14 protein-coding genes are annotated in these 18,632 nt (G+C 69.9%); 10 read left to right on the top strand and 4 right to left on the bottom strand.

What is annotated here, in order from left to right; all coding sequences use genetic code 11:
* Nucleotides 1–416 precede the first annotated feature (416 nt).
* The 3 genes from pglW (at nt 417) to ACP7TJ_RS20070 (ending at nt 6,734) form a co-directional block, all read left to right on the top strand.
* Nucleotides 417–4,838: a BREX system serine/threonine kinase PglW gene (gene pglW, locus ACP7TJ_RS20080; protein ID WP_427764341.1), complete on the top strand. Its 4,422-nt coding sequence runs from the start codon at nt 417–419 to the stop codon at nt 4,836–4,838.
* Between the two features lie 100 nt (nt 4,839–4,938).
* Nucleotides 4,939–6,180 carry a hypothetical protein gene (locus ACP7TJ_RS20075; RefSeq protein WP_427764338.1) on the top strand — a complete coding sequence of 414 codons (1,242 nt, stop codon included), beginning with the start codon at nt 4,939–4,941 and terminating at the stop codon, nt 6,178–6,180.
* Between the two features lie 125 nt (nt 6,181–6,305).
* Nucleotides 6,306–6,734: a hypothetical protein gene (locus ACP7TJ_RS20070; RefSeq protein ID WP_210908068.1), complete on the top strand. Its 429-nt coding sequence runs from the start codon at nt 6,306–6,308 to the stop codon at nt 6,732–6,734.
* Here the strand turns inward: ACP7TJ_RS20070 and ACP7TJ_RS20065 are convergent, their stop codons facing one another.
* The 3 genes from ACP7TJ_RS20065 to ACP7TJ_RS20055 all read right to left on the bottom strand — a co-directional run bounded on the left by ACP7TJ_RS20065 (nt 6,735) and on the right by ACP7TJ_RS20055 (nt 10,834).
* Nucleotides 6,735–7,268 carry a hypothetical protein gene (locus ACP7TJ_RS20065; protein ID WP_427764335.1) on the bottom strand — a complete coding sequence of 178 codons (534 nt, stop codon included), beginning with the start codon at nt 7,266–7,268 and terminating at the stop codon, nt 6,735–6,737. It abuts the gene before it with no gap.
* Nucleotides 7,269–7,374: 106 nt separating this feature from the next.
* Nucleotides 7,375–7,971 (bottom strand): hypothetical protein, encoded by a 597-nt coding sequence (locus tag ACP7TJ_RS20060; RefSeq protein WP_210908071.1) that lies wholly within the window; start codon nt 7,969–7,971, stop codon nt 7,375–7,377.
* Nucleotides 7,958–10,834 carry a putative dsRNA-binding protein gene (locus ACP7TJ_RS20055; protein ID WP_427764332.1) on the bottom strand — a complete coding sequence of 959 codons (2,877 nt, stop codon included), beginning with the start codon at nt 10,832–10,834 and terminating at the stop codon, nt 7,958–7,960. The genes ACP7TJ_RS20060 and ACP7TJ_RS20055 overlap by 14 nt, the downstream gene beginning before the upstream one ends.
* Before the next feature lie 462 nt (nt 10,835–11,296).
* On the opposite strand from ACP7TJ_RS20055, the gene ACP7TJ_RS20050 reads away from it, so the two are divergent.
* The 7 genes from ACP7TJ_RS20050 (at nt 11,297) to ACP7TJ_RS20020 (ending at nt 17,606) form a co-directional block, all read left to right on the top strand.
* A complete protein-coding gene (locus tag ACP7TJ_RS20050; RefSeq protein WP_427764330.1) occupies nt 11,297–11,638 on the top strand; it encodes a hypothetical protein in 342 nt (113 codons plus the stop codon).
* Nucleotides 11,639–11,898: 260 nt separating this feature from the next.
* Nucleotides 11,899–12,126 (top strand): hypothetical protein, encoded by a 228-nt coding sequence (locus ACP7TJ_RS20045; RefSeq protein WP_210908075.1) that lies wholly within the window; start codon nt 11,899–11,901, stop codon nt 12,124–12,126.
* Nucleotides 12,127–12,147: 21 nt separating this feature from the next.
* Nucleotides 12,148–12,696 (top strand): DUF6879 family protein, encoded by a 549-nt coding sequence (locus ACP7TJ_RS20040; protein ID WP_427764326.1) that lies wholly within the window; start codon nt 12,148–12,150, stop codon nt 12,694–12,696.
* 201 nt (nt 12,697–12,897) lie between these two features.
* Nucleotides 12,898–14,916: an ATP-binding protein gene (locus ACP7TJ_RS20035; RefSeq protein ID WP_427764323.1), complete on the top strand. Its 2,019-nt coding sequence runs from the start codon at nt 12,898–12,900 to the stop codon at nt 14,914–14,916.
* Nucleotides 14,891–15,469, top strand: a complete 579-nt coding sequence (locus tag ACP7TJ_RS20030; RefSeq protein ID WP_427764320.1) for a GNAT family N-acetyltransferase — start codon at nt 14,891–14,893, stop codon at nt 15,467–15,469. The genes ACP7TJ_RS20035 and ACP7TJ_RS20030 overlap by 26 nt, the downstream gene beginning before the upstream one ends.
* Nucleotides 15,470–15,903: 434 nt before the next feature.
* The gene (locus ACP7TJ_RS20025) at nt 15,904–17,091 is read left to right on the top strand and encodes an amidase domain-containing protein (protein ID WP_427764317.1); all 1,188 of its coding nucleotides are present in this window, start codon (nt 15,904–15,906) and stop codon (nt 17,089–17,091) included.
* 191 nt (nt 17,092–17,282) lie between these two features.
* The gene (locus tag ACP7TJ_RS20020) at nt 17,283–17,606 is read left to right on the top strand and encodes a hypothetical protein (protein WP_427764315.1); all 324 of its coding nucleotides are present in this window, start codon (nt 17,283–17,285) and stop codon (nt 17,604–17,606) included.
* 143 nt (nt 17,607–17,749) lie between these two features.
* On the opposite strand, the gene ACP7TJ_RS20015 is transcribed toward ACP7TJ_RS20020, so the two are convergent.
* Entirely contained in the window at nt 17,750–18,352 is a 603-nt protein-coding gene (locus tag ACP7TJ_RS20015; RefSeq protein WP_427764312.1) for a hypothetical protein, read from the bottom strand.
* Nucleotides 18,353–18,632: the final 280 nt, after the last annotated feature.

Raw genomic sequence — 18,632 nt, 5'->3', positions numbered from 1 at the left:
TCGGCCACTAACATGCGCCCACACACGAACCGGCCGTCGTCCGAGACCCGGCAGGAGCCGTGCTCCGAACCGCGGCGCAGTTCCTGCTCGTCCCCCGTGTGCGGGTGGCCGACCTCGGGACCCCTAGCAGTCGTGCCGGTACTCCCACAGCGTCTCCCCGCCCCTCCCCCTGGCCCTCGTCCCACCGGGGCCAAGGAAGGGGTAAGGACGACTGCCGGCGCACGCTCCCCCGCGAACAACTCCCGGCGCGACACGACGGATCGTCCTTCGCCCTGTCGGCCCTCGCCACGTCCTCGTTGCCGGACGGGCAACGCTGTCAGAGGGGACGACTAGGATTTTGCACCTGTCGTCAGGGGAGGATCACCACGCCGCAGCGTGTACGGGCCCTCCCACCCGCTGTCCACCGGAGGTGCTCGGTGCCCGCTGCCCCGAAGCCGACCGCTCCCGCGTCCCGTGAGCGCTGGTTCCAGCCGCGGCGGTCGGGCTTCCGGTGGGAGCAGGAAGGGCTGGACCACCTTCGCGGGCTGATGCCGGGAACCGAGCCCTACCGGGCGTGGGCGACGTTCCAGTTCACCGGGGCATCCGGGCGGATCAACGAGTGCGACGTGCTGATCGCGGTTCCCGGCGGGGTCTACCTCCTGGAGCTCAAGGGGCACCCGGGCCGCGTCGTGAACCACGGTGACACCTGGCAGTTCCACGGTGACGACCGGGTACGGACGCTGCGCAACCCGCTGCATCTGACCGACCTCAAGGCGAAGGAACTGAAGGGACAGCTGGAGCGGGCCGCCCGCACGCTGGGGATGGATCCCCGTCAGGTCCCCTTCATCAAGCCTGCGGTCTTCCTGCACGATCAGGGCCTGGTCAGCGGCCTCGACGAGTTCCAGCGCACTTCCGTCTACGGCCGCAACGACGGGGCGAGCGGACTGCCGAAGGTCTGGGACGACCTGCTCGGCCGGCCTCCGGAGCGAGAGAGCTGGCGCATCACGCCGGTGATCGGCCAGCGCCTCGAACAGCTGATGCAGCGGATCGGCATCAGTCACTCCACCGCCCACCTGCGGTTCGGTGACGACTGGAAACTCCAGCCGCGCGCGTTGGACGCCGGCCCCGGCTGGGAGGACCGGCTGGCGGTGCGGGACGACGGGCTGGTGCAGGAGAGCGGTCGGGTCCGCATATACCTGGCCGGGCAAGCCGCCTCCGCGGAGCAGCGGGCGAAGGTGGACCGTGCGGCCCGCCGCGAGTACCAGGTGCTCCAGGGAATCAGTCACCGCGGCATCGTGCAGGCGGCACAGATCCGCGAGCACCAGGGCGGTCCGGCGATCCTCTTCCGGCACCGCGAGAGCGATCTGCGGCTCGACGCCTATCTCGATGCGTACGGCGGCCGGCTCACCCCTGCGGTGCGGCTCGACCTGGTGCGGCAGCTCGCCGAAGCGGTCCGCTACGCGCACCACCGTTCCCTGTACCACCGGGCGCTCGCCGCCCGTTCCGTCTACGTGTCGGCGAGGCAGGACGGCAGCGAACCGGTGCTGCGCATCGCCGACTGGCAGACCGCAGCCCGCGACTTCGAGACGACGCTGCACCGCTCCCTGGGCGACACCCCGCTCGATGCCGGTCTGATCGCCGACACGGCACAGGTGTACCTCGCGCCGGAGACGGACCAGGAGTTCGCCGACCCCGGCGATCTCGATGTGTTCGGCCTGGGTTCGCTCGCCTACCTGCTGCTCACTGGCCGGCCGCCCGCGGACCGGCGCAGCGCGCTGCTGGAACGGCTGCAGAGCGACGGAGGACTGCACCCCTACGCGGTCACCGATTCGGTCTCCTCGGCCCTGGACGCGCTGGTCTACCGGGCCACGACCGCAGATGTACGGGACCGGCTCGCCTCCGTCGACGAGTTCCTGGAGCTGCTGGCCGCGGCTGAGGCCGACGCGGCGGCACCGCAACCGTCCGCAGGGCCGGCGGCCGATCCGCTGACCGTGCAGCCGGAGCAGCCGCTGGGCGACGGCTGGACCGTGGCCCGGGTCCTCGGCACGGGCGCCACCGCCCGGGCGCTCCTGGTGCGCCGGCCGCTGCCGGAGGGCGAGGAGGAACTCCGCGTCTTCAAGGTCGCGCTGGACCGGGAGAAGGACGCCCGCCTGTACGCGGAGGCGAAGGCCCTCAAGGAGGTCGGCGGCGGCCGGATCGTGAAGCTGCTCGCCGAGCCGAGGGAGCTGGCAGGGCACACGGTCCTGGAGATCGAGTACGCGGGCGGTTACCGCGGCGCGAACGACCGGGAGCCGGTGAGCCTGGGCGCGCGCCTCCGCGACCAGGGCCCTCTGGGGTACGACCAGTTGGAGCGGTTCGGGAACGACCTGTTCCAGGCGCTGGACGCGCTGGCGGCGCGCGGCGTGCGGCACCGGGACGTCAAGCCGGACAACCTGGGTCTGTTCAAGCGCAGTGACGGCTCCTGGCAGTTGATGCTGTTCGACTTCTCCCTGGCCGACGCCCCGGACCAGGACGTGCACGCCGGCACCCGCGGCTATCTCGACCCGTTCCTCGGCGGGGCCGGCCGCTCCCGGTACGACGACCACGCCGAGTGGTACGCCGCGGCCGTCACACTGCACGAGATGGCGTCGGGCGAACGTCCTGTGTGGGGCGACGGCCAGAGCGATCCCCGCATGACCGCCGACGCCGTCCCGCACGTCGCCGCCGAGTTGTTCCCGCAGGCGCTCAGCGAGGGTTTGAAGGGGTTCTTCGAACGGGCCCTGCACCGGGACGTGGAGCAGCGTTTCGACTCGTTGCGGCAGTTGCAGGAGGCATGGCGGCAGGTCTTCCGGACCGCCGACGCCGCTCATCCCGCGACCACTCCGGCCACCGTCGGGCTGAGCGCGGAGGACCTGGAGGACGTGCGCGAGCAGGCCGCGGAGGCCGCGACGCTGAAGACCCCGCTCGCGGCGGCCGGTCTGTCTCCGCGTGCCGTGTCGGTCGCCGAGGGGTTGAAGGCGCACACGGTCGAGCAGCTCCTCGACATCCCCCCGCACCTCATCTCCCGGGCCCGCGGCGCGGGCAACGCGATCCGCAAGGAGCTGAACCGCCGTCACCGCCAGTGGACGCAGGCGCTGCGCCGCCGTCCCACGCCGAAGCGGCCGGTCCCCCTGGAGCCGGACGCTCCCGAGGAGGCGCTGGAGTCCGTCGACACCCTGGCCGCCCGGCTCACGCCACCGGAGGACAAGCGCCGGACCCGGCCGCGCCCCGACGTCGTCCGGACGACGCTCCAGCTGCCCGGCGTGCTTGAGGCCGGCGAGGCGCTGGAACCGTGGCCGGCGCAGAGCCTGATCGCGAAGGCGCTGGGCATCAGCCAGCCGACGGTGTCGCAGAACCAGCAGGTGGCCGTCGAGCAGTGGGCGGCGATGCCGTGGCTGGGCCGAGTGCGCGACGAAGTGGTGGCTGTCCTCACCGAGCGGGACCGGGTGTCCACGGCTGAGGAGCTGGCGGCAGAGCTGCGGGCCCGGCACGGTGCAGGGGCCGGTGCTCCCGCAGTGTCCCTGGCCAGGGCGCTGGCCGTGGTGCGCGCGGCGGTCGAGGCGGAGATCCGTAAGCGGGACGACGCCCCGGTCTCGGCCGCCTCCGGTGAACCGGCCGAAGCACCCGCGCGGCTGGCCGTGCAGCGGCGCGGCGGCCGGGTTGTCGTCGCGCTGGAGGACCAGCCGGGCTCCGACGATCCGACCCCCGCCGAACTCGCCGATTACGCAGCGGCACTGGGTGAGACGGCCGCCGACCTGGCCCGCCGGGAACCGCTGCCCGGCCGGACGACGGTGCTGCGTGAACTGCGCGCCGTCGCGGCTCCGGACGGCATGGCGCCGCTCGCCGACACCCGGCTGGTGGAGCTGGCCGCGTCGATGGCGGGCGGGGTGGCGTTCTCGCCGCGTCTGGAGCTGTTCCCGCTGGATCTGGGGCTCTCCCGGGCTCTGCGCATCTCACAGGCCGCGGCGGGGGTCCGGCCGGAGAGCGGCATACCGCTCGAGGACCTGCTGTCCCGGGTGCGGGCGCGGTTCCCCGGGCTGGCCGTGCTGGACGAGACGACGTACGTCGAGCTGTCCGAGGCGCTGGCCGAGGCGGGTTTTCCGCTGGACTGGGACACCGAGCGACGGCGCTTCTTCCCGAAGGCCGAGGAAGGCCGCAGCAGTCGGCTGGCCCTGTCGTCCTCGGTGCTGACCAGCACCAGCTCCCTGTACGCGGCGGCCCAGGGCCGTATCGCCGAGGGCCGTGACCCCCGTGAGGCGCTGTCCGCGCGGCTGACGGAGTCCCGTCGCCTCGGCGGCTTTCTCGCGCTGACCCTCAAAGGGCCGGACCTTCCGGGTGTCGCCCATGCGCTGGCCGCCCGGTACGACACGGCGGCGGTTTCGCTGAGCGCGGTGTTCCTGGACGCGCTGCGGGGGCTGGCCGAGGAGCAGTCGGTGCGCTGGCAGGCGCTGCTGAAGGCGGACGCGAAGTTCACGGCGACGGGCACGCTGGGCGCGGCGCTCGCCTCGTACACGCGCTTGGCGGCGGAGCGGGTACGGCAGCGGGTCGTGGACGTCGCGGAGGGGGCGGGCCCACGCTCGGTGGTCCTGCTGCACGAGGCCGGTCTGATCGCCCGCTACTGGGACGCCGGCGGCCGTGAGCTGCTGGCCGGCCTCCAGCAGGCGGCCCGCCGCCCTGCGGACACCCCGCACGGCCTGTGGCTGCTGCTGCCGACGGAGGACCCGCGCGCCACGCCCACCCTGGACGGCCGGACGGTGGAGGTGGTGGACCGGGCGACGGAGTGGGAGGTGCTGGACGGGCTGTTCCTCAAGGACCTCCGGTCCGCGGTCGTAGGGGCCTGACGGCACCGGCGTACACCGGTAGGACTGTTCTGCCGCTCGAGTCCGCCTGTCACGGTTGAGGGAGAATCGCGGCGGTCAGTGCATTCAGGGGTGGGTGATCATGAAGGTCGGCGAAAAGCTTCTCGGCAGGAAGGTCGTGAGGGCCTACCCGCCTCATGGCGGCATACAGCTCGTCCGGCTGGAGGCGGTCGCGTCCTTCACCTGCTCGCGGTGCACACAGAAGAAAACAGCACGTCTTGCCGCTGTACGCGGTAGCACCTTGCTGTGCAACGGTTGTTACGGGCGCGTCGAGGCGTCGGCGGTGGAGGCCGGCCAGCCTCCGGCGGCCACCGCGTCTCCGTCGGCGGCCGTGGACACCCGACCGCCGTTCCGTCGGACGGAAGATCTCACTCAGGTCGTCGTCGAGGAACTCGACAGCGGACTGCCCCACTCGGTGGTCAACACCGGCCTGACGGTCGAGTGGAAGTTCCACGTGCGTGCCGAGCATCTGCTGCACGGCACGTGTCCCGTGCCGGCCGAGATGGCCGACCGAGCAGCGCCTCAGGAACCGCTGGACCTCAAGTTCCTGCGAGGGCGTCACCGCATCGGGATCCTTGACCAGCAGAAGGGGATCAAGCTCCGGACAGAGGGTGATCTGCCTCTACTGACAGGACTGACGTGGCAGCCCTTCGTCCTTCCCGGGACACGCGTGTCGGTGCGGTGGGACACCTGGAGGGAGCTCCGCTTGGCCTACACCCCGCTCGACAAGCCCGTCGTCTTCGGCGGCACCGTGGTCCGCTACGCCTACGACCCGAAGATCATGACCCGTGAACTCGCGGCCTTCGACGCCCGCGTGGACCGGGTGGAGGAACTCGTGCTGATCGCGCTGCGCGAGCTCGGGTACCTCGACGAGAAGGGCCGGGCACTGCTTCCGCGGGAGGCACTGCTCCGGAACACCAGCGAGCGTGCGCGGTCGGAGCGGCCTCCGGTGAAAAAAGTCAACGGTGCGATCGACCGGCTCCTCTCCCGCAGGATCCTCACGTGGGAGGAGGGCGGCGTCAACCGCGCGGGCATGCTCCACTATCCGGCGCGACGCGGGGACACACCGGTTCCGTTGCTCTGCTACACCCCGACGCTCCGAGAGGCGGAACGTGAAGAACTCCGGGATGACGTAGGCACCGCGTACAGCGTGAGCGCCCATCGCGTGGCGGGACACCTCATGCGCATCGGACACCTGGGCAAGGAAGCGAGCCCTGAGGCGAGAGCGGCTTACCGGGAGGACCACAAGCGAGCAGGCCTGGCGGGGCCCCACGAACTGCCTCGCGGCTTCACCTACGTTCGGGAGCATGAGCGAGGGATATAGGCAGCGCGTATGTGCGGTCCTGCGGCGAGGCGCTGAATTCGAGTCGTCAGCAGAACTGACTTCCGCGCTGATGCGTCCGTCCTGGTGATCGTTCATCGATCCATGGCCGACCGGAGGGGACGACAGTGATTGATCACAAGGACTTCATGCACGGTGCCGCGCTGGTGGCGATCGCCGACTCGGAGAAGTTCACCGCGCTCAACCGCGCAAGCGTGAAGTACGGGCACTACGTGGTGAACCACGACCGCCACCTGTTCATCAAGTACAACGACGGCAAGGGACCGGGGGACTACTTCTTCACCTTCTCCGGCGAGGACAAGAAAAGAATCGGCTCCGAACCGGCACCGCTGGTCTTTGCCGTCCTGGTCTGCGGCAACGAGGTGGTCACAGGGATCGCGCGGGACGAGTTGTCACAGCTCATTCCCCTCGCCACCGCCGCATCCTCGACCATCAGGGTCGCGGCTCACCAGGGCAGGCAGCTCCGGATTTCCGGGCCGAAGGGACAGTTGCCGCTGATCTCCCGCGGATCCTTCCCTGCGCGCATCCTGGCCTAGTCAGTCGACGGGATCCTTGAAGTTCAACCATCGCTCCTTGGCCTCGGACAGGGATTGACGCAACGAGGCCTCCGTCGTTTCGGCCGGTCCCAGCTCCTTGCCGTCAGCTGTGTACAGCCGCTCGCCCGAGACGACGAAGTAGGCGTCTTCGCCGGCCGGAACACCAGTGAACTCCGTATAGACGAGACAGTTGCCGGCGAGGTCTCCGTACTCGGACGACAGGATCTCGCCGCCCTGGGAGCTGCCCGTCGCCAGGACTCGTCTGTCCTCCCCGAGCAGTTTCTCCCGCGCTGCCTCAACCTTCGCATGGCACGAGCCGTCGCCGTCGTCCACGAACAACGCTGCTCCCAGCACTCCGTAATCGCGGGCTGTGAACGGTGTTCTGTCGCCCCACGGTTCCCAGACGAAGAGCGCCGCGCCCACAACGGCCGCGGAGGCGAGGGCTGCAAGGCCGAGGGCGGCACGGCGCCTCGAACGAGGGGTGGAACCTGAAGCGGACGCCTTGGTGAGGCTTACCCGGTGCTCGTTCGGCATGGGCAGGTCGTGCCTTTCTTGATCCGCGGGACACGGGTCGGTGGTCGAAGGCCATTCGGGGCGTTGGCGGGCCGGGCACAGTCGGCCCGGGAATGACGGCGGCGGCTCAGCCCGCGGGTTCCAGCTTGTCCGGCCAGCCGGTGAGTGCGCCGGTGTCGCGGAGCCGGTACAGGTCCGCCATGAGCCTGGCCCGTGCCGCCGCGTTCCGGGCGGTCCAGCCGAAGAACGCGAGGGCCTCGCCGACGGCTTCCTCCGCGCCGAGGCCCCGCGGACGGTCCGCGACGAGGCCGAGCAGGGCTCGTTGCCGTTCGGCCGGTGCTACGTGCTCGACCGGCCGCTGAGAGAGGCCTGGAAGTGGCCATCGCGCCTCTGTGCACGGGCGGCCCGCCACGTCGAGGAAGTCCCCTGCCTCGGCTATCCGTCCCTCGTCCCTCAGTTGATCCGCCGCTGCGTTCACCGAGGGGCTGATCGAGCTCGGCCTGGTCTTGTGCAGCAGCTCGCCCAGGTGCCGGAGAAGGACTTGCCGGTGAATCGGTCCCTCGGTCTCAACGACCCGGTACACGGCGTCCAGCATCGGCGGCTTCGGTATGCCGCCTCGCCGGTCGGCGGTCGCCGGATCGAGGTCGGCGATGTCGGCGGGCTGATAGGGAACCGCCCAGTCGCCGTGATCGGGGACACTTCCGGAGGGCTTACGGGGTGCCAAGGGAGATCGGCTCCTTCATCGCGAAGTGCTCGGACAGGTAGGCATCCAGGCCCGCCACCGCCAGTGGGGACGCCGTCGGCGTCCCGGGCAGGCCGTGCAGGCGCAGGAGGACATGGTCGTCGTCGACGAGGCAGTCGGTGCAGGGCAGGGTGCGGGACAGCAACCGGGCGAAGTCCTCGCAGGCCGCTCGTACGTCGACCTCATGCAGCCCGATCCAAGCGTGCAGGGTGCCGTCGTGGACGGTCAGTTCGACATCGATGGGGGTGCCTGCCGCCTCCGCGGCCTCGCCGCACCAGGTCAGCGTCTCGTGCAGCGCACTCAGCTGCGAAGGAAGGGACAGGACGATGTCCTGGCGCATGTCGTCGCGGATCGTGACCCCGGTGCGCGACGCCTGGTCGCGCCACCAGTTCTGCACGATGTCACGGGCCGAAACGTCCCGTGGGCCGGTCCGGGCAGCCCGCCGCACCGCCTCGGCCGCGTTCCGGCGGACCGTGCTCGTGTGGTCGGTTCCCTCGTCCGCCGCCATCCGGCTCACCAGGGAGCGGGGCCCGAGCCGGGTGTCGTGGACGAGCTGCCGGTACAGCTCGCGCAGCGTGTCGGGCAGCGGTTCGGCGTCCGGGCCGAGCAGGGGCTCCACGCGTTCCGCCCAGGTGCGGAACGCGTCGAGGTCGCCCGTGGCGAGCAGGTCGGTACCGAGCAGGCCGCCGCTGACCATGCGGGCGCGCTGCCGTTCGTTCGTCGCCCCCAGTCCGTCGAGCTGGGCCCGGAGCAGGTACCTCAGCAGGTCGGACTCCGCCGGGGTGAGGGCATCGACCAGATCGTCGGCGGGTGCGGAAAGAACCTCCAGGATGTCCTGAGCGGTCGCCTTGTCCGCGTCGGTCTTGGAACAGGGCCCGTCGGGAGGCACGGCCCATCGGTGGGTACGGCCCCGCGCGTCGCGCAGGACTGCGGTCGAGGTGAAACGCTGCAGGTGGTCCGGGCCGGTGAGCTGGTGCTCGAAGACATGTGTCACTCCGAACATGCTCATCAGGTAGGTCAGAACGGTCACCGGGTCGTGCCGGTGCTGGAGTCCGGTGAGCCAGTCGTCCAGGACGGCAGGTCTGCGGTGCAGCAGTCGCGTTCCGTGGGTGCGCCAGGCCGTGGCAAGCACCGCCTGGGCGGCGCCGGCGACCGTGCTCGGCCGTTGCCCGCTCTCCCCGCGTCCGGTCAGCACCCCTTCGGCAAGAGCGAGTTCCGTGCCGAGGCGGGCGGTGTCCTCGTTGGCCGGCGTGTGGATGCGGGCCTCGTCCTCGTCCGGCACGAGTCCCTGGGCCAGGGTGCGGCGGGTTCTCTGGTGCCTGGCCAAGTGGTCGAGAACCACGGAACCGTGGTGGGCGAGCAGTTGGTTGTCGCGTTGGTGATGGGCCGTGGCTGCGGCCTGGTTCTCGTACACGTACGAGGAGTGGGTGAGAGCCTGGCCGAGCAGGCCCTCGGCCCGGCGATCGTCGATCTCGAACATGGCCGCGAGGTCGGAGACGGCGTCCCGGTGTCCGAGGGGCGCGGCACTGTATGGCTGCGGTGGTGCCGCGAATCGCGCTGCGGCGGCTTGTGTCTCCTGGCGCCGCTGTCCCTGCGGGTGGCCACGCAACAGAGTCCGCGCGGCGGCGGCCCGGGCGGCCTTCTTCGTCGGTGCGGTGCCCTGCGCGGTGCGTCCGCTGCGGGTACGGGCGGTAGCGGTGTAGGTCTTGCTGTGATCGGGCCCCTGCTCGGTGTAGTCGTAGGTGAGCCCCTCTTCGGCAAAGAGATTCTGCGCCTCGGTGACGGGGTCCGTGCCACTTGTGTCGACGGCGGCATGGTCGATACCCGCACATACGGCGCCGACCAATCGCCGAGCGGTGTCATGGGCACCGATGAGGCTGAGAACGCCGAGGATCTGACGGGCGACGCCCTCCGCCACCGAGGGTGCGGGCCGCTGCGCCTCCCCGGCTCCCATACGGACGAGGCCGTGGTCGGCGGCCCACTGACCGAGTGCCACACGGGCTGCCGCCGACCGCCGATGGTGCTCGCTCGACTGGGTTCCGGCCTTCTCCGGCTGGTGCTTCCCCACGTACGCGTCGATCAGGATCACACCGAGCGTGGTGCGTCCGAGCGCGTCCAGCATGCCTAGGACATGGGGCGTCACGGCGGTCTCCGCCAGTCCGCTCTCGTAGAGGTGACTGCGGTGGGAGGCGGCGAGACCGAGCCAGGCCGTGGCTTCCTCGCCGGCCTCCCACTCCCCCATGGTGTCCCGGACGGCGGCACGGACCACCTCGCCGAACGTGCCCGTCAGCGAGGCGGGCGGCCGGGGCAGTGGCGGGTGGGTGACGTCCCGCAGGGTGCGCTGCCGTCCCACCCGGATGTACGGCCGGGAGGGTTCCGCCGCCGTCCGCTGCCTGGTGCGGGTCGGGCGTGCGGGCACCGTACGGGCGGAGGACGTGCCGGGCGTGGTCTTCTGCCGCGCCGGACCGGACCTGCGGCTCCCGGGGCGCGCGGCGGCCTGCGGCTTGTGGTGCCGGGTGCGCCTTCCGGTCGGACCGGTTTCCCCGTCGAGCACGGACTGCAGCTCACCGGTGAGCCAGCGGGGCAGGTCACCTACGGGTGCGCTGCCGTCGAAGAAGTCGCCGGCCAGGTCGACGCAGTACGACCACCTGTCCCACTCCGAGCGTGCCGCGTACGTCTGGCCCACCCGGCGCAGCGCCCGGCGCATTCGCTCGTACGGGATCTGCCGTCCACCCAGGCTGTACGACGTCCGAGCGCGTGCGGCCTCGATGGCGAGCGCGATGCGGTGCACGGGCGTCGGTGCCGCGGTGTCCCGCAGCGACACGATGCCGACCCAGCGGTTCATGGCCCTCCCCGGCCGGGTGCGGCACGGCCCGGGTCACCGCGAGCGGCGTCGACGCGCTCCCCGGCTCGCCACGGGCGGCCCTGCCCGGCTTACTCGGTACCCCTCCTTGTTCCGCCGCACCCCACCGACCTCGGTGACCGCAGTGGAACCCCCAGGTCAGCGTACGTCCCCATCAAGCGGTACGGGAGGGGTTCAGGGGCAATGGGCGGGGGAACCGCCCACCCGGACACGATGCGCCATCGCACCTGATGAATCGTCATTCTCGGTTGCTCACACAGAAGTTGTGCTCTTCGCCGGGACCCCGGACAGGACAGCCGCAAGCTGCTATACATCCCCTACGGTCCGTAATCGGTTGGGGGTGGGGATCGGATGGATCCGATTTCGGCGGCGCTTCTCGTGGCATTGGTGAGCGGCGCCGGAGGTGCTGCCGGCACGCAGGCGTGGGCGGCTCTGGGAAGGCTGGTGCGCCAGCCGTTCCAGCGGGCCGATCAGGCACCTCCCGAGGAACCGATCCCGGCACTACGAGAGCTGGAGGCCCTGGAAGACCACCCTCAGGACACGGGCCGGGCACAGGCGCTCGCCGACGTGTTGCAGCGCCGGGCGGCCCACGACCCGGACTTCGCCGGTTCCCTCACGGCGTGGCTGGAGGAGGCGAAGGCCGTGTCTACGGGGTCCGGGGATGTGCACAACACCGTCAGCGGCGGGTCGCAGGGAAACGTCCTCCAGGTGCGGGACCTGCACGGCTCCGTGACGTTCGGTACTCCCGCCGCGCCGGATGCCGGACCCGCGGGGCGGACCGACTGAGCGACCTCCGGTCCCGACGTCCCACAGGAAGCCGTCGTCCGCTGCAGCGGCACGGAGCCGACAACTACCGCATCAAAAATCACATCCCAAATCCCGGGACACCCGATCGGCCATTTAGATCATTACCTACCGACCCCAAGAAATAAAATCAGCCAAAATAGCCCGACCGTGCCATTCGGCTGTGAATATTCTTGACGCTTCACATTCTCCACAATCTAAGCTCGAGCAAGCCGAGTTTTCCATCCGAACAGGGGAGAGGGATGAAACTCACCAAGCTGTACAAGGACCAGGGCTCGGGCGGCAACGGCTGCCCTACCGTCTACCTGGGCGAGACCGGTGAACTGGTCGTCCAGGGGAGCCTCGTGGACGGTGACACCTTCGCGGAACTGGAGAACGTCCTTCCGGGAGAGGGCGCCGTCCGCATCTCCGCGGACGTCGTGGCCGGCGCCATGGAGCGGTACCACAGCCAGCACAGTGAGGGGCGGTAGGTGGGACGCAGGTTCTCCTCCTTGGCGGACGTTGAATTCAACCGCCTGTTCACGGACTTCAAGTTCACTGCTTACCGCCTGGAGGCCCTCCAGCGGTACGACGTGACCTATGAGCAGGACGAGTTCTCACGCTTCCTCGCGGGCGAGGCGAGGGGCGAGTTCCCCGGTATCGCGGAGTGGATCGACGGCACCGTCACCAAGGCGGTGGCGGCGGGAAAGAGCCTGAGCCGGGTCCACGTCGTCGAACTGCCGATGTCCGACTACGTCCGCTTCGAATGCGCGTGGGCGTACGAGCACACGGTCGAGGCGGGCGAGGACGTGCGGATCCTGCCCGTGCGCCGGGGGGAGTGGCCGGCGGAGCTGCCGCACTACGACTACTGGCTCTTCGACTCCTCGCAACTGGTCGCGATGTACTACGAGGAGGACGGAAGCTTCTCGTCCGCCGAGATCATCGACGATCCACGACGAGTGGTCGAGGCCAACCACTGGCGCGACGTGGCCCAGGCGTCCGCCGTTCCCTACCGGGAGTTCGCCCGTACCCACCAGGACCGGCTGCGTGTCCCTGTCTGAGCGGACCGCACGAGTGGTGGAGGCCTGACCGGACGCATGACCGACGAGCCGACATCCGTCTCGAACGAGTTCTCCGGTGGCGACAGCGACGTGGTGGTCCAGGCCGGGACCGTACACGGGGGGATACACGTACACGGTCCCGGTCGCCCTTTTCCCCCGCCCCGCCAGCTCCCCTACGGGGTACCCGGATTCGTCAACCGGGTGACCGAGCTGACAGGGCTGGACGGCCTGCACCCAAGGCCCGACGACGAGCGCGGTGACGGGCCGGCCGTCGTCGCGGCGATCACCGGGGGTCCGGGCGTGGGGAAGACCGCGCTCGCACTGCACTGGGCGCACCGGGTGCGGCGGCACTTCGTGGACGGCGATCTGTACATCGACATGCGCGGGTACAACAGTGGTAACGCGCTGGGACCGGAGCAGGCCTTGACGTCGTTTCTCCGGGGTCTCGGCGTGGAGGCCGACCGCATTCCGATCGACGAGCAGGAATGTGCCGCACTATTCCGTTCGATGGTGTACGGAAAGAAGATCCTGATATTCATCGACAATGTTTCGTCCGTCAAGCAGATCAGGCAGGTGATTCCCGCCTCGCGCTCCAGTCTCGTACTGATCACCAGCCGAAACAGACTCTCCGGTCTCGTGGCGAGGGAGGGAGCAGCGCGTGTGACACTCGACGTACTGTCACCACAGGAGTCGGTGCGGCTCCTGCGTGAGGTGATCGGGCCGTCACGGGTCGACGCGGAGCCCGATGCGGCCCGGCGGGTGGCTGAGCTCTGTGGCTGTCTCCCCCTGGCGCTCCGCGTCGTGGGCGAACGCGCGGCCGGCCGTTCCCTGCTGTCGCTGGGCGAGCTCGTGGACGAACTGGTCCAGGAGCAGGACTTCCTCGACGCCCTGGCCGATCAGGAAGACGAGCTCAGCGATGTGCGTGCCGTCTTCTCGTGGTCCTACAGAGCACTCCCGGAGGAGTCCCGAAGAGCTTTCCGCCTTCTGGGTCTGCACGAGGGAAAGGTGTTGTGCGTCGACTCCGCGGCGGCACTCCTCGCGGTCACCCCGGCGGTCGCTCGGCGCAGGCTCGGTGAACTCGCCAACGTCCATCTCCTCCAGGAGACCGCCAGGGACAGGTACCGCATGCACGACCTGCTGCGTTCCTACGCGGTGGAGCTGCTGTCGGCCGAGGAGCCGCGAGAGGAGAGAACCCGGGCCGTGCGCCGAGTCCTCACCTGGTACCTGCTCAGCGCCGACGCGGGGCGGAAGGCGATCCTTCCGCGCTCCCGCTCCCTTCACCTGGTGCCCGCGGGCGACCAGGTGCGGCCGGTCGAGCGTTTCGACGAGGCCGCCGACGCGGTGCGGTGGTTCGACACCGAACGCGAGAACCTCCTCGCCGCGTTGAGACAGGCGGTCGCCTGGGGGCAGTACGACATCGCGTGGATGCTGCCCGCGGTGGCCAGCGGATTCTTCGAGCTCAGTGCCCACTGGTCGGACTGGAAGCACGTTCACGAGCTCGGGCTGGACGCCGCACGGCTGGTCGGGAGCCGGTTGGGAGAGGCGTTCAACCTGTTGTGCCTGGGGGATGTGCACTGGCGGTCCGGAGCGTACGACGTCGCCGTCGAGAACTACCGGGCGGCTGCGGAGCTCAGCCGGGGCATCGACGATCTCTGGACGCTGGGCTTCTCGCTGCGCGGCCTGGGGCTGGTGGCCCTGGAGCAGGGCGATCCTGACGCCGAGGCGCAGACACACTTCGAGGCCGCGCTGTCCGTGTTCCGTGAGCACGGCGACAGGCGGGGCGAGGGCATGAGTCTGCTCAGTCTCGCGGAGTGCGCCCGTGGCCGCGAGGAGCACGCGGAGGCCGCCGCGTTCTGCCGCCGGGCCCTCGGCATCTTCCACGAGATCGGAGACCGGTGGAGCGAGGCATGGGGTGCACTCCCCCTCGCCGACAGCCTGAGCGAGCTGGGCGAACTCCCTGACGCGGAGGAACACCTCGGGCGAGCCCTGGCCGTCTTCCGCGAGTTCACCGACCGGCGCAGCGAGGCGTCGACGCTCAGGCGGCTGGGCGACGTGTCCTCGGCGCGCGGCGAGCCGCACGCCGCGCGACGGTTGTGGACGCAGGCTGCGGCTCTGTACGAGGAGCTCGGCGACGAGTCGGCCGACGTTCTGCGGAGGCGGGCGGAGGACGTCACGGTCTCCGGGAGCGGGGAGGATGACGACGGTGGCCGAGCCGGGTGAGGTCGTGGTCGAGGGCGGCGGAAGGGAGTCGGCCGCCAACTGCTTCCGCCGGATCTGCGACGTGCATGACCGCGTCTTCTCCGCAGAGCCGTTCGCCTGGGTCCCGGAAATGTCCCCCGCGCACGAGGAGGAACTCCGGAGCCTGATGACGGTCGCGGGTTTCCGCCTGGCCGTGGCCAGGCAGCGGGACCGCCTCCTCGGCTATGCCTACGGTCATCCGCTCCCCGTCGACCACGGCTGGTGGGGCGACTTCGACCGGCCGCTCCCCGCCGGTCTGGTGGAGGAGTGGCCCGGCCGGACCTTCGCCGTCATCAGCCTGGCGGTCCTCCCCGAGGGGCGGGGCCGCGGCACGGGCGGACGGCTGTTGGAAGAACTCCTGCGCGACCGCGAGGAGCAGCGCGCGATCCTGTCGGTGCAGCCCACCGCCCTCGCGACGCAGCGCCTCTACCGGCGCTGGGGATGGACACACGTCGGCAGGAAGGGCCCGCTGGCCGGCGTCACACCGCCCTGCTGGGACATCTACGTGCGTGACCTGGACGTCGCGCCTCAGTAGTCGGGGCCGACCGGCAACTCAGTCGGTCAGAAGCACGCGGCACTCCGTCCGGTTGACAGTCCAGTCGCCGTGGACCCCGTAACCGGCCTCGCGCACCTGCTCGGCCGCCACGGGGGCCTCGTATGTCACGTGGCCTGCTCCCGCAGGTAGTCCACCAGAGGCGCCACGGCCTCTTTGTGTCCCACTGCTCCGTGACCAGCTTCCGCCGGGCGGTGTCGTATCCCATGCGGACCCCGGCACGAAGTGAGCCTCGCGAGCTACGGAACCCCTGAGGATTCGCCCCAGCAGATCCAGATCTGATTTATATCGAAAATATACAGAACGGGAATCGGCCATTCCTGGATCTGGAATCCGCCGTACGGGAACGACGCGTTCGCATTCGATCTCCTGACATACAGGCTGAGGCCGACCAGTCAGCTCATGCAGGGGGAATCATGCGTACCACGGGGCACAGACGTGCCATCGCCGCAGTCGCGACCACGGCGGCGGCGACGCTCACGCTCATCGGCACACCGGCCCACGCTCAGACGCCTTCGCCGACGGCGGCGCCGTCGGCGAGCGCCGACATGTCCGAACTCACCCAACTCGCCGAGGGCTACCTTCAGCAGCGGGCCGACCTGCTGACGACGGCCCGTCCTGCGGTGAAGTCCGCTCGCGGGCAGGTCCAGGCGACCCGTTCCATGTCGGCGCAGGTACAGGACGAGTTCGCCGCCCTGGTGGAGAAGGGGCAGCGGTACCAGGAGGTCGACGGCGGCTACACCAAAGCCGAGGTCGACGTGACGGTCACCGACGTGACCGTCACCGGCCAGTCGGCGACCCTTCAACTCACTGAGCACACCCGCCTGTACCTCCCGTTCACGCCCCAGGAGATCGAGGACGGCGCGCCGGAGTACGAGGAGTTGTCACTCCCCCACACGGTGCGGTTCGCCCAGGGCCCCGACGGGGCCTGGCTGCTGTCGTCCGACGAGGCCGACGCGGAGGGCGGGCCGACCGCGACGACCCAGGTGGCCGACGTGGACGTCGAGCCCAACGCCGACGACGGGGGCGGCACGCCGGACGAGGACGAAGGGAGCAAGGACGCCGGGGCCGACGTCGCACCGCTGCCCGACAGCAGCGTCGATTACGTCAAACCCGCGGTCTCGGCGAACTACAACTACGGAAAGATGGTGTCCTACGCCAACAAGTACTGGAACAACCACAACGACGCCTACCGCACGTACGGCAACGACTGCACCAACTTCATCTCCCAGGCGATGCTGGCCGGCGGATGGAAGCCCAAGGGCGGCGCGATCATCCAGCGCAAGAGCAACAAGTACTGGTTCTACGGGCCGACGAAGTTCACCACCAGCTACACCTGGGCCGGGGCCGAGAACTGGTACTGGTTCGCGAAGAAGCACTCGAAGCGGACCAAGATCCTCGACAACGTGTGGAAGCTGGCCTCGGCCGACGTCCTCCAGGCGGACTTCAACCGCAACAACAACATCGATCACACCATGATCGTCACGAAGAAGTACCGCGGTACGCCGTACCTGACCTACCACACGAGCGACACGCACAACAAAAGCCTGAAGAAGATCCTCTCCGACTACCCGCGCGCCTGGTGGTACGCACATCGCACCTGACAGGCCGTCGTCCCCTCACAAAAAGACAGGAGCGTGCTGTGCAACGTCGACGTCTCTTGGCCGTGGCGGCAGCGCTGGTCGTCGCATCCGGCTGCTCGTCCCAGGACAATGAAGCCCCGCACTCGGCCTCGGCACCCTCGTCCTCGGCCTCTGAGTCTTCCGACGGTGCCCGTGAAGCCGTCGAGGCCTATGTGCGGGCTCTCAACTCCCGCAGCGCCACCGAGTTGATCTCGGTCGGGGGTGTCGAGGACGAGGAATGGTCCCGGCAGGAGGCCGAGCGGATCCTCGCCGACCGGGGCGGACGCGGTTGGAGGATCAAGGATGTGCGGATCCAGCACGACATGGGTCCGGACGTCGGCTCGGCCCGCCTCCTCGCCGAGGACAGGGCGGGCAAGTCCCTGCGTGACACCTTCACCGTCACACGGGAGAAGGGCGCCTGGCACCTGACCGTCTTCACCGGCCAGCCCGCCGAACCGGGCAAGGAGTCCGCCGCGACCGACGAGCCGCGTTCCTGACGATCACTGTCGTGGTGGCCCGACCCCAGCGGTTTTGCCCGGGTCACCACGTCACAGGACACCGCGAGCCGGAGATCGGGGGCCGTCCACCACCGGGAGGAACCGGGCTCGGCGGCCCGCACCCCCGAGCCGCACACCGTCGCTCAGCGGCCGGCGCCGGATTTCCTGGCGGCCTCTATCTTCCTCGCCAGTTTCGCCAGTCTCCGTTCCTTCGCCTTGTTCTCCCCGGCCAGCCGCTTCTTCCGCTCCCGCTGGGCCTCCTCGGGGGTCAGGCGCATGTAGGCGGGCGCGATCTTCGGGAGCCCGCTCAGCCGGTCGACGCCCCGGCTCGCGACGGGGGCGGGGCGGGAACCGGGGAACTCCTTGTAGCTGGCGGCCCTGGCCTTCTTCTTCCGGCTCGCCTTGGACGACTTCCCGGTGCCGGGCGCGGCCTGGCTCGGCGGCTTCCTTGTCTTGACCGAGGGGGCCGACGGCTTCCCGGTCTTGGATGGGGGAGCGGCCGAAGCCTTCTTCGTGCGCTGCCCCGCCGGTTTCACCGGGTTGGACGAGGACGGGCTCGACGGTTTCTCGGCCCTGACCGGAGCGGCGGCCAGTCCGTTGCGTCGCCGTTCGGCCTCACGGGCAAGCTCCAGCATGCACAGGCGGCGGAGTTCTTCCTCCCGGGACGACTGCTGCACGGCCTTGCTGCGCTTGTTCCCGGTCTTCGCCGACTGTCTGCCGGCACGGCCGTTCCCGGCGCTGCTCATCACGCCCCCACCTGTCGCTGATCCGCGCGTACGGCGACCTGCCGTCCGCTCAGCGGCCCTCCCCAGAGCCGCCGCCTCCTGTCTGCGGTCACACCGCACCACCGAGACGGTTGTGCGTGATCAACCGCCTGAGCAGCGTAAATGCCGGATGGCGCGCTGTGAATAGTTCACTGTGCACCGATCTGCCTGAAGCCGGTGTGTCCGGGCTGGCAGGATGGGGCGGCGGGCCTTGGGGGGTTCGCCGGGAAATGAGTGCGTCCGCGATGATCGCGGGGCCGGC

Source organism: Streptomyces sp. DSM 41931, assembly GCF_050271085.1.
Taxonomy (GTDB): domain Bacteria; phylum Actinomycetota; class Actinomycetes; order Streptomycetales; family Streptomycetaceae; genus Streptomyces; species Streptomyces albogriseolus.
The sequence above is the reverse complement of the archived record's forward strand: the minus strand, read 5'-3'. Positions and strand labels throughout refer to the sequence as shown.

Coding starts and splice junctions, on each gene's coding strand:
- ACP7TJ_RS20065 (WP_427764335.1), bottom strand. CDS start 7,268: ATGCCGAACGAGCACCGGGTAAGCCTCACCAAGGCGTCCGCTTCAGGT.
- ACP7TJ_RS20015 (WP_427764312.1), bottom strand. CDS start 18,352: ATGAGCAGCGCCGGGAACGGCCGTGCCGGCAGACAGTCGGCGAAGACC.
- ACP7TJ_RS20075 (WP_427764338.1), top strand. CDS start 4,939: ATGAAGGTCGGCGAAAAGCTTCTCGGCAGGAAGGTCGTGAGGGCCTAC.
- ACP7TJ_RS20045 (WP_210908075.1), top strand. CDS start 11,899: ATGAAACTCACCAAGCTGTACAAGGACCAGGGCTCGGGCGGCAACGGC.
- ACP7TJ_RS20030 (WP_427764320.1), top strand. CDS start 14,891: ATGACGACGGTGGCCGAGCCGGGTGAGGTCGTGGTCGAGGGCGGCGGA.
- ACP7TJ_RS20055 (WP_427764332.1), bottom strand. CDS start 10,834: ATGAACCGCTGGGTCGGCATCGTGTCGCTGCGGGACACCGCGGCACCG.
- ACP7TJ_RS20025 (WP_427764317.1), top strand. CDS start 15,904: ATGCGTACCACGGGGCACAGACGTGCCATCGCCGCAGTCGCGACCACG.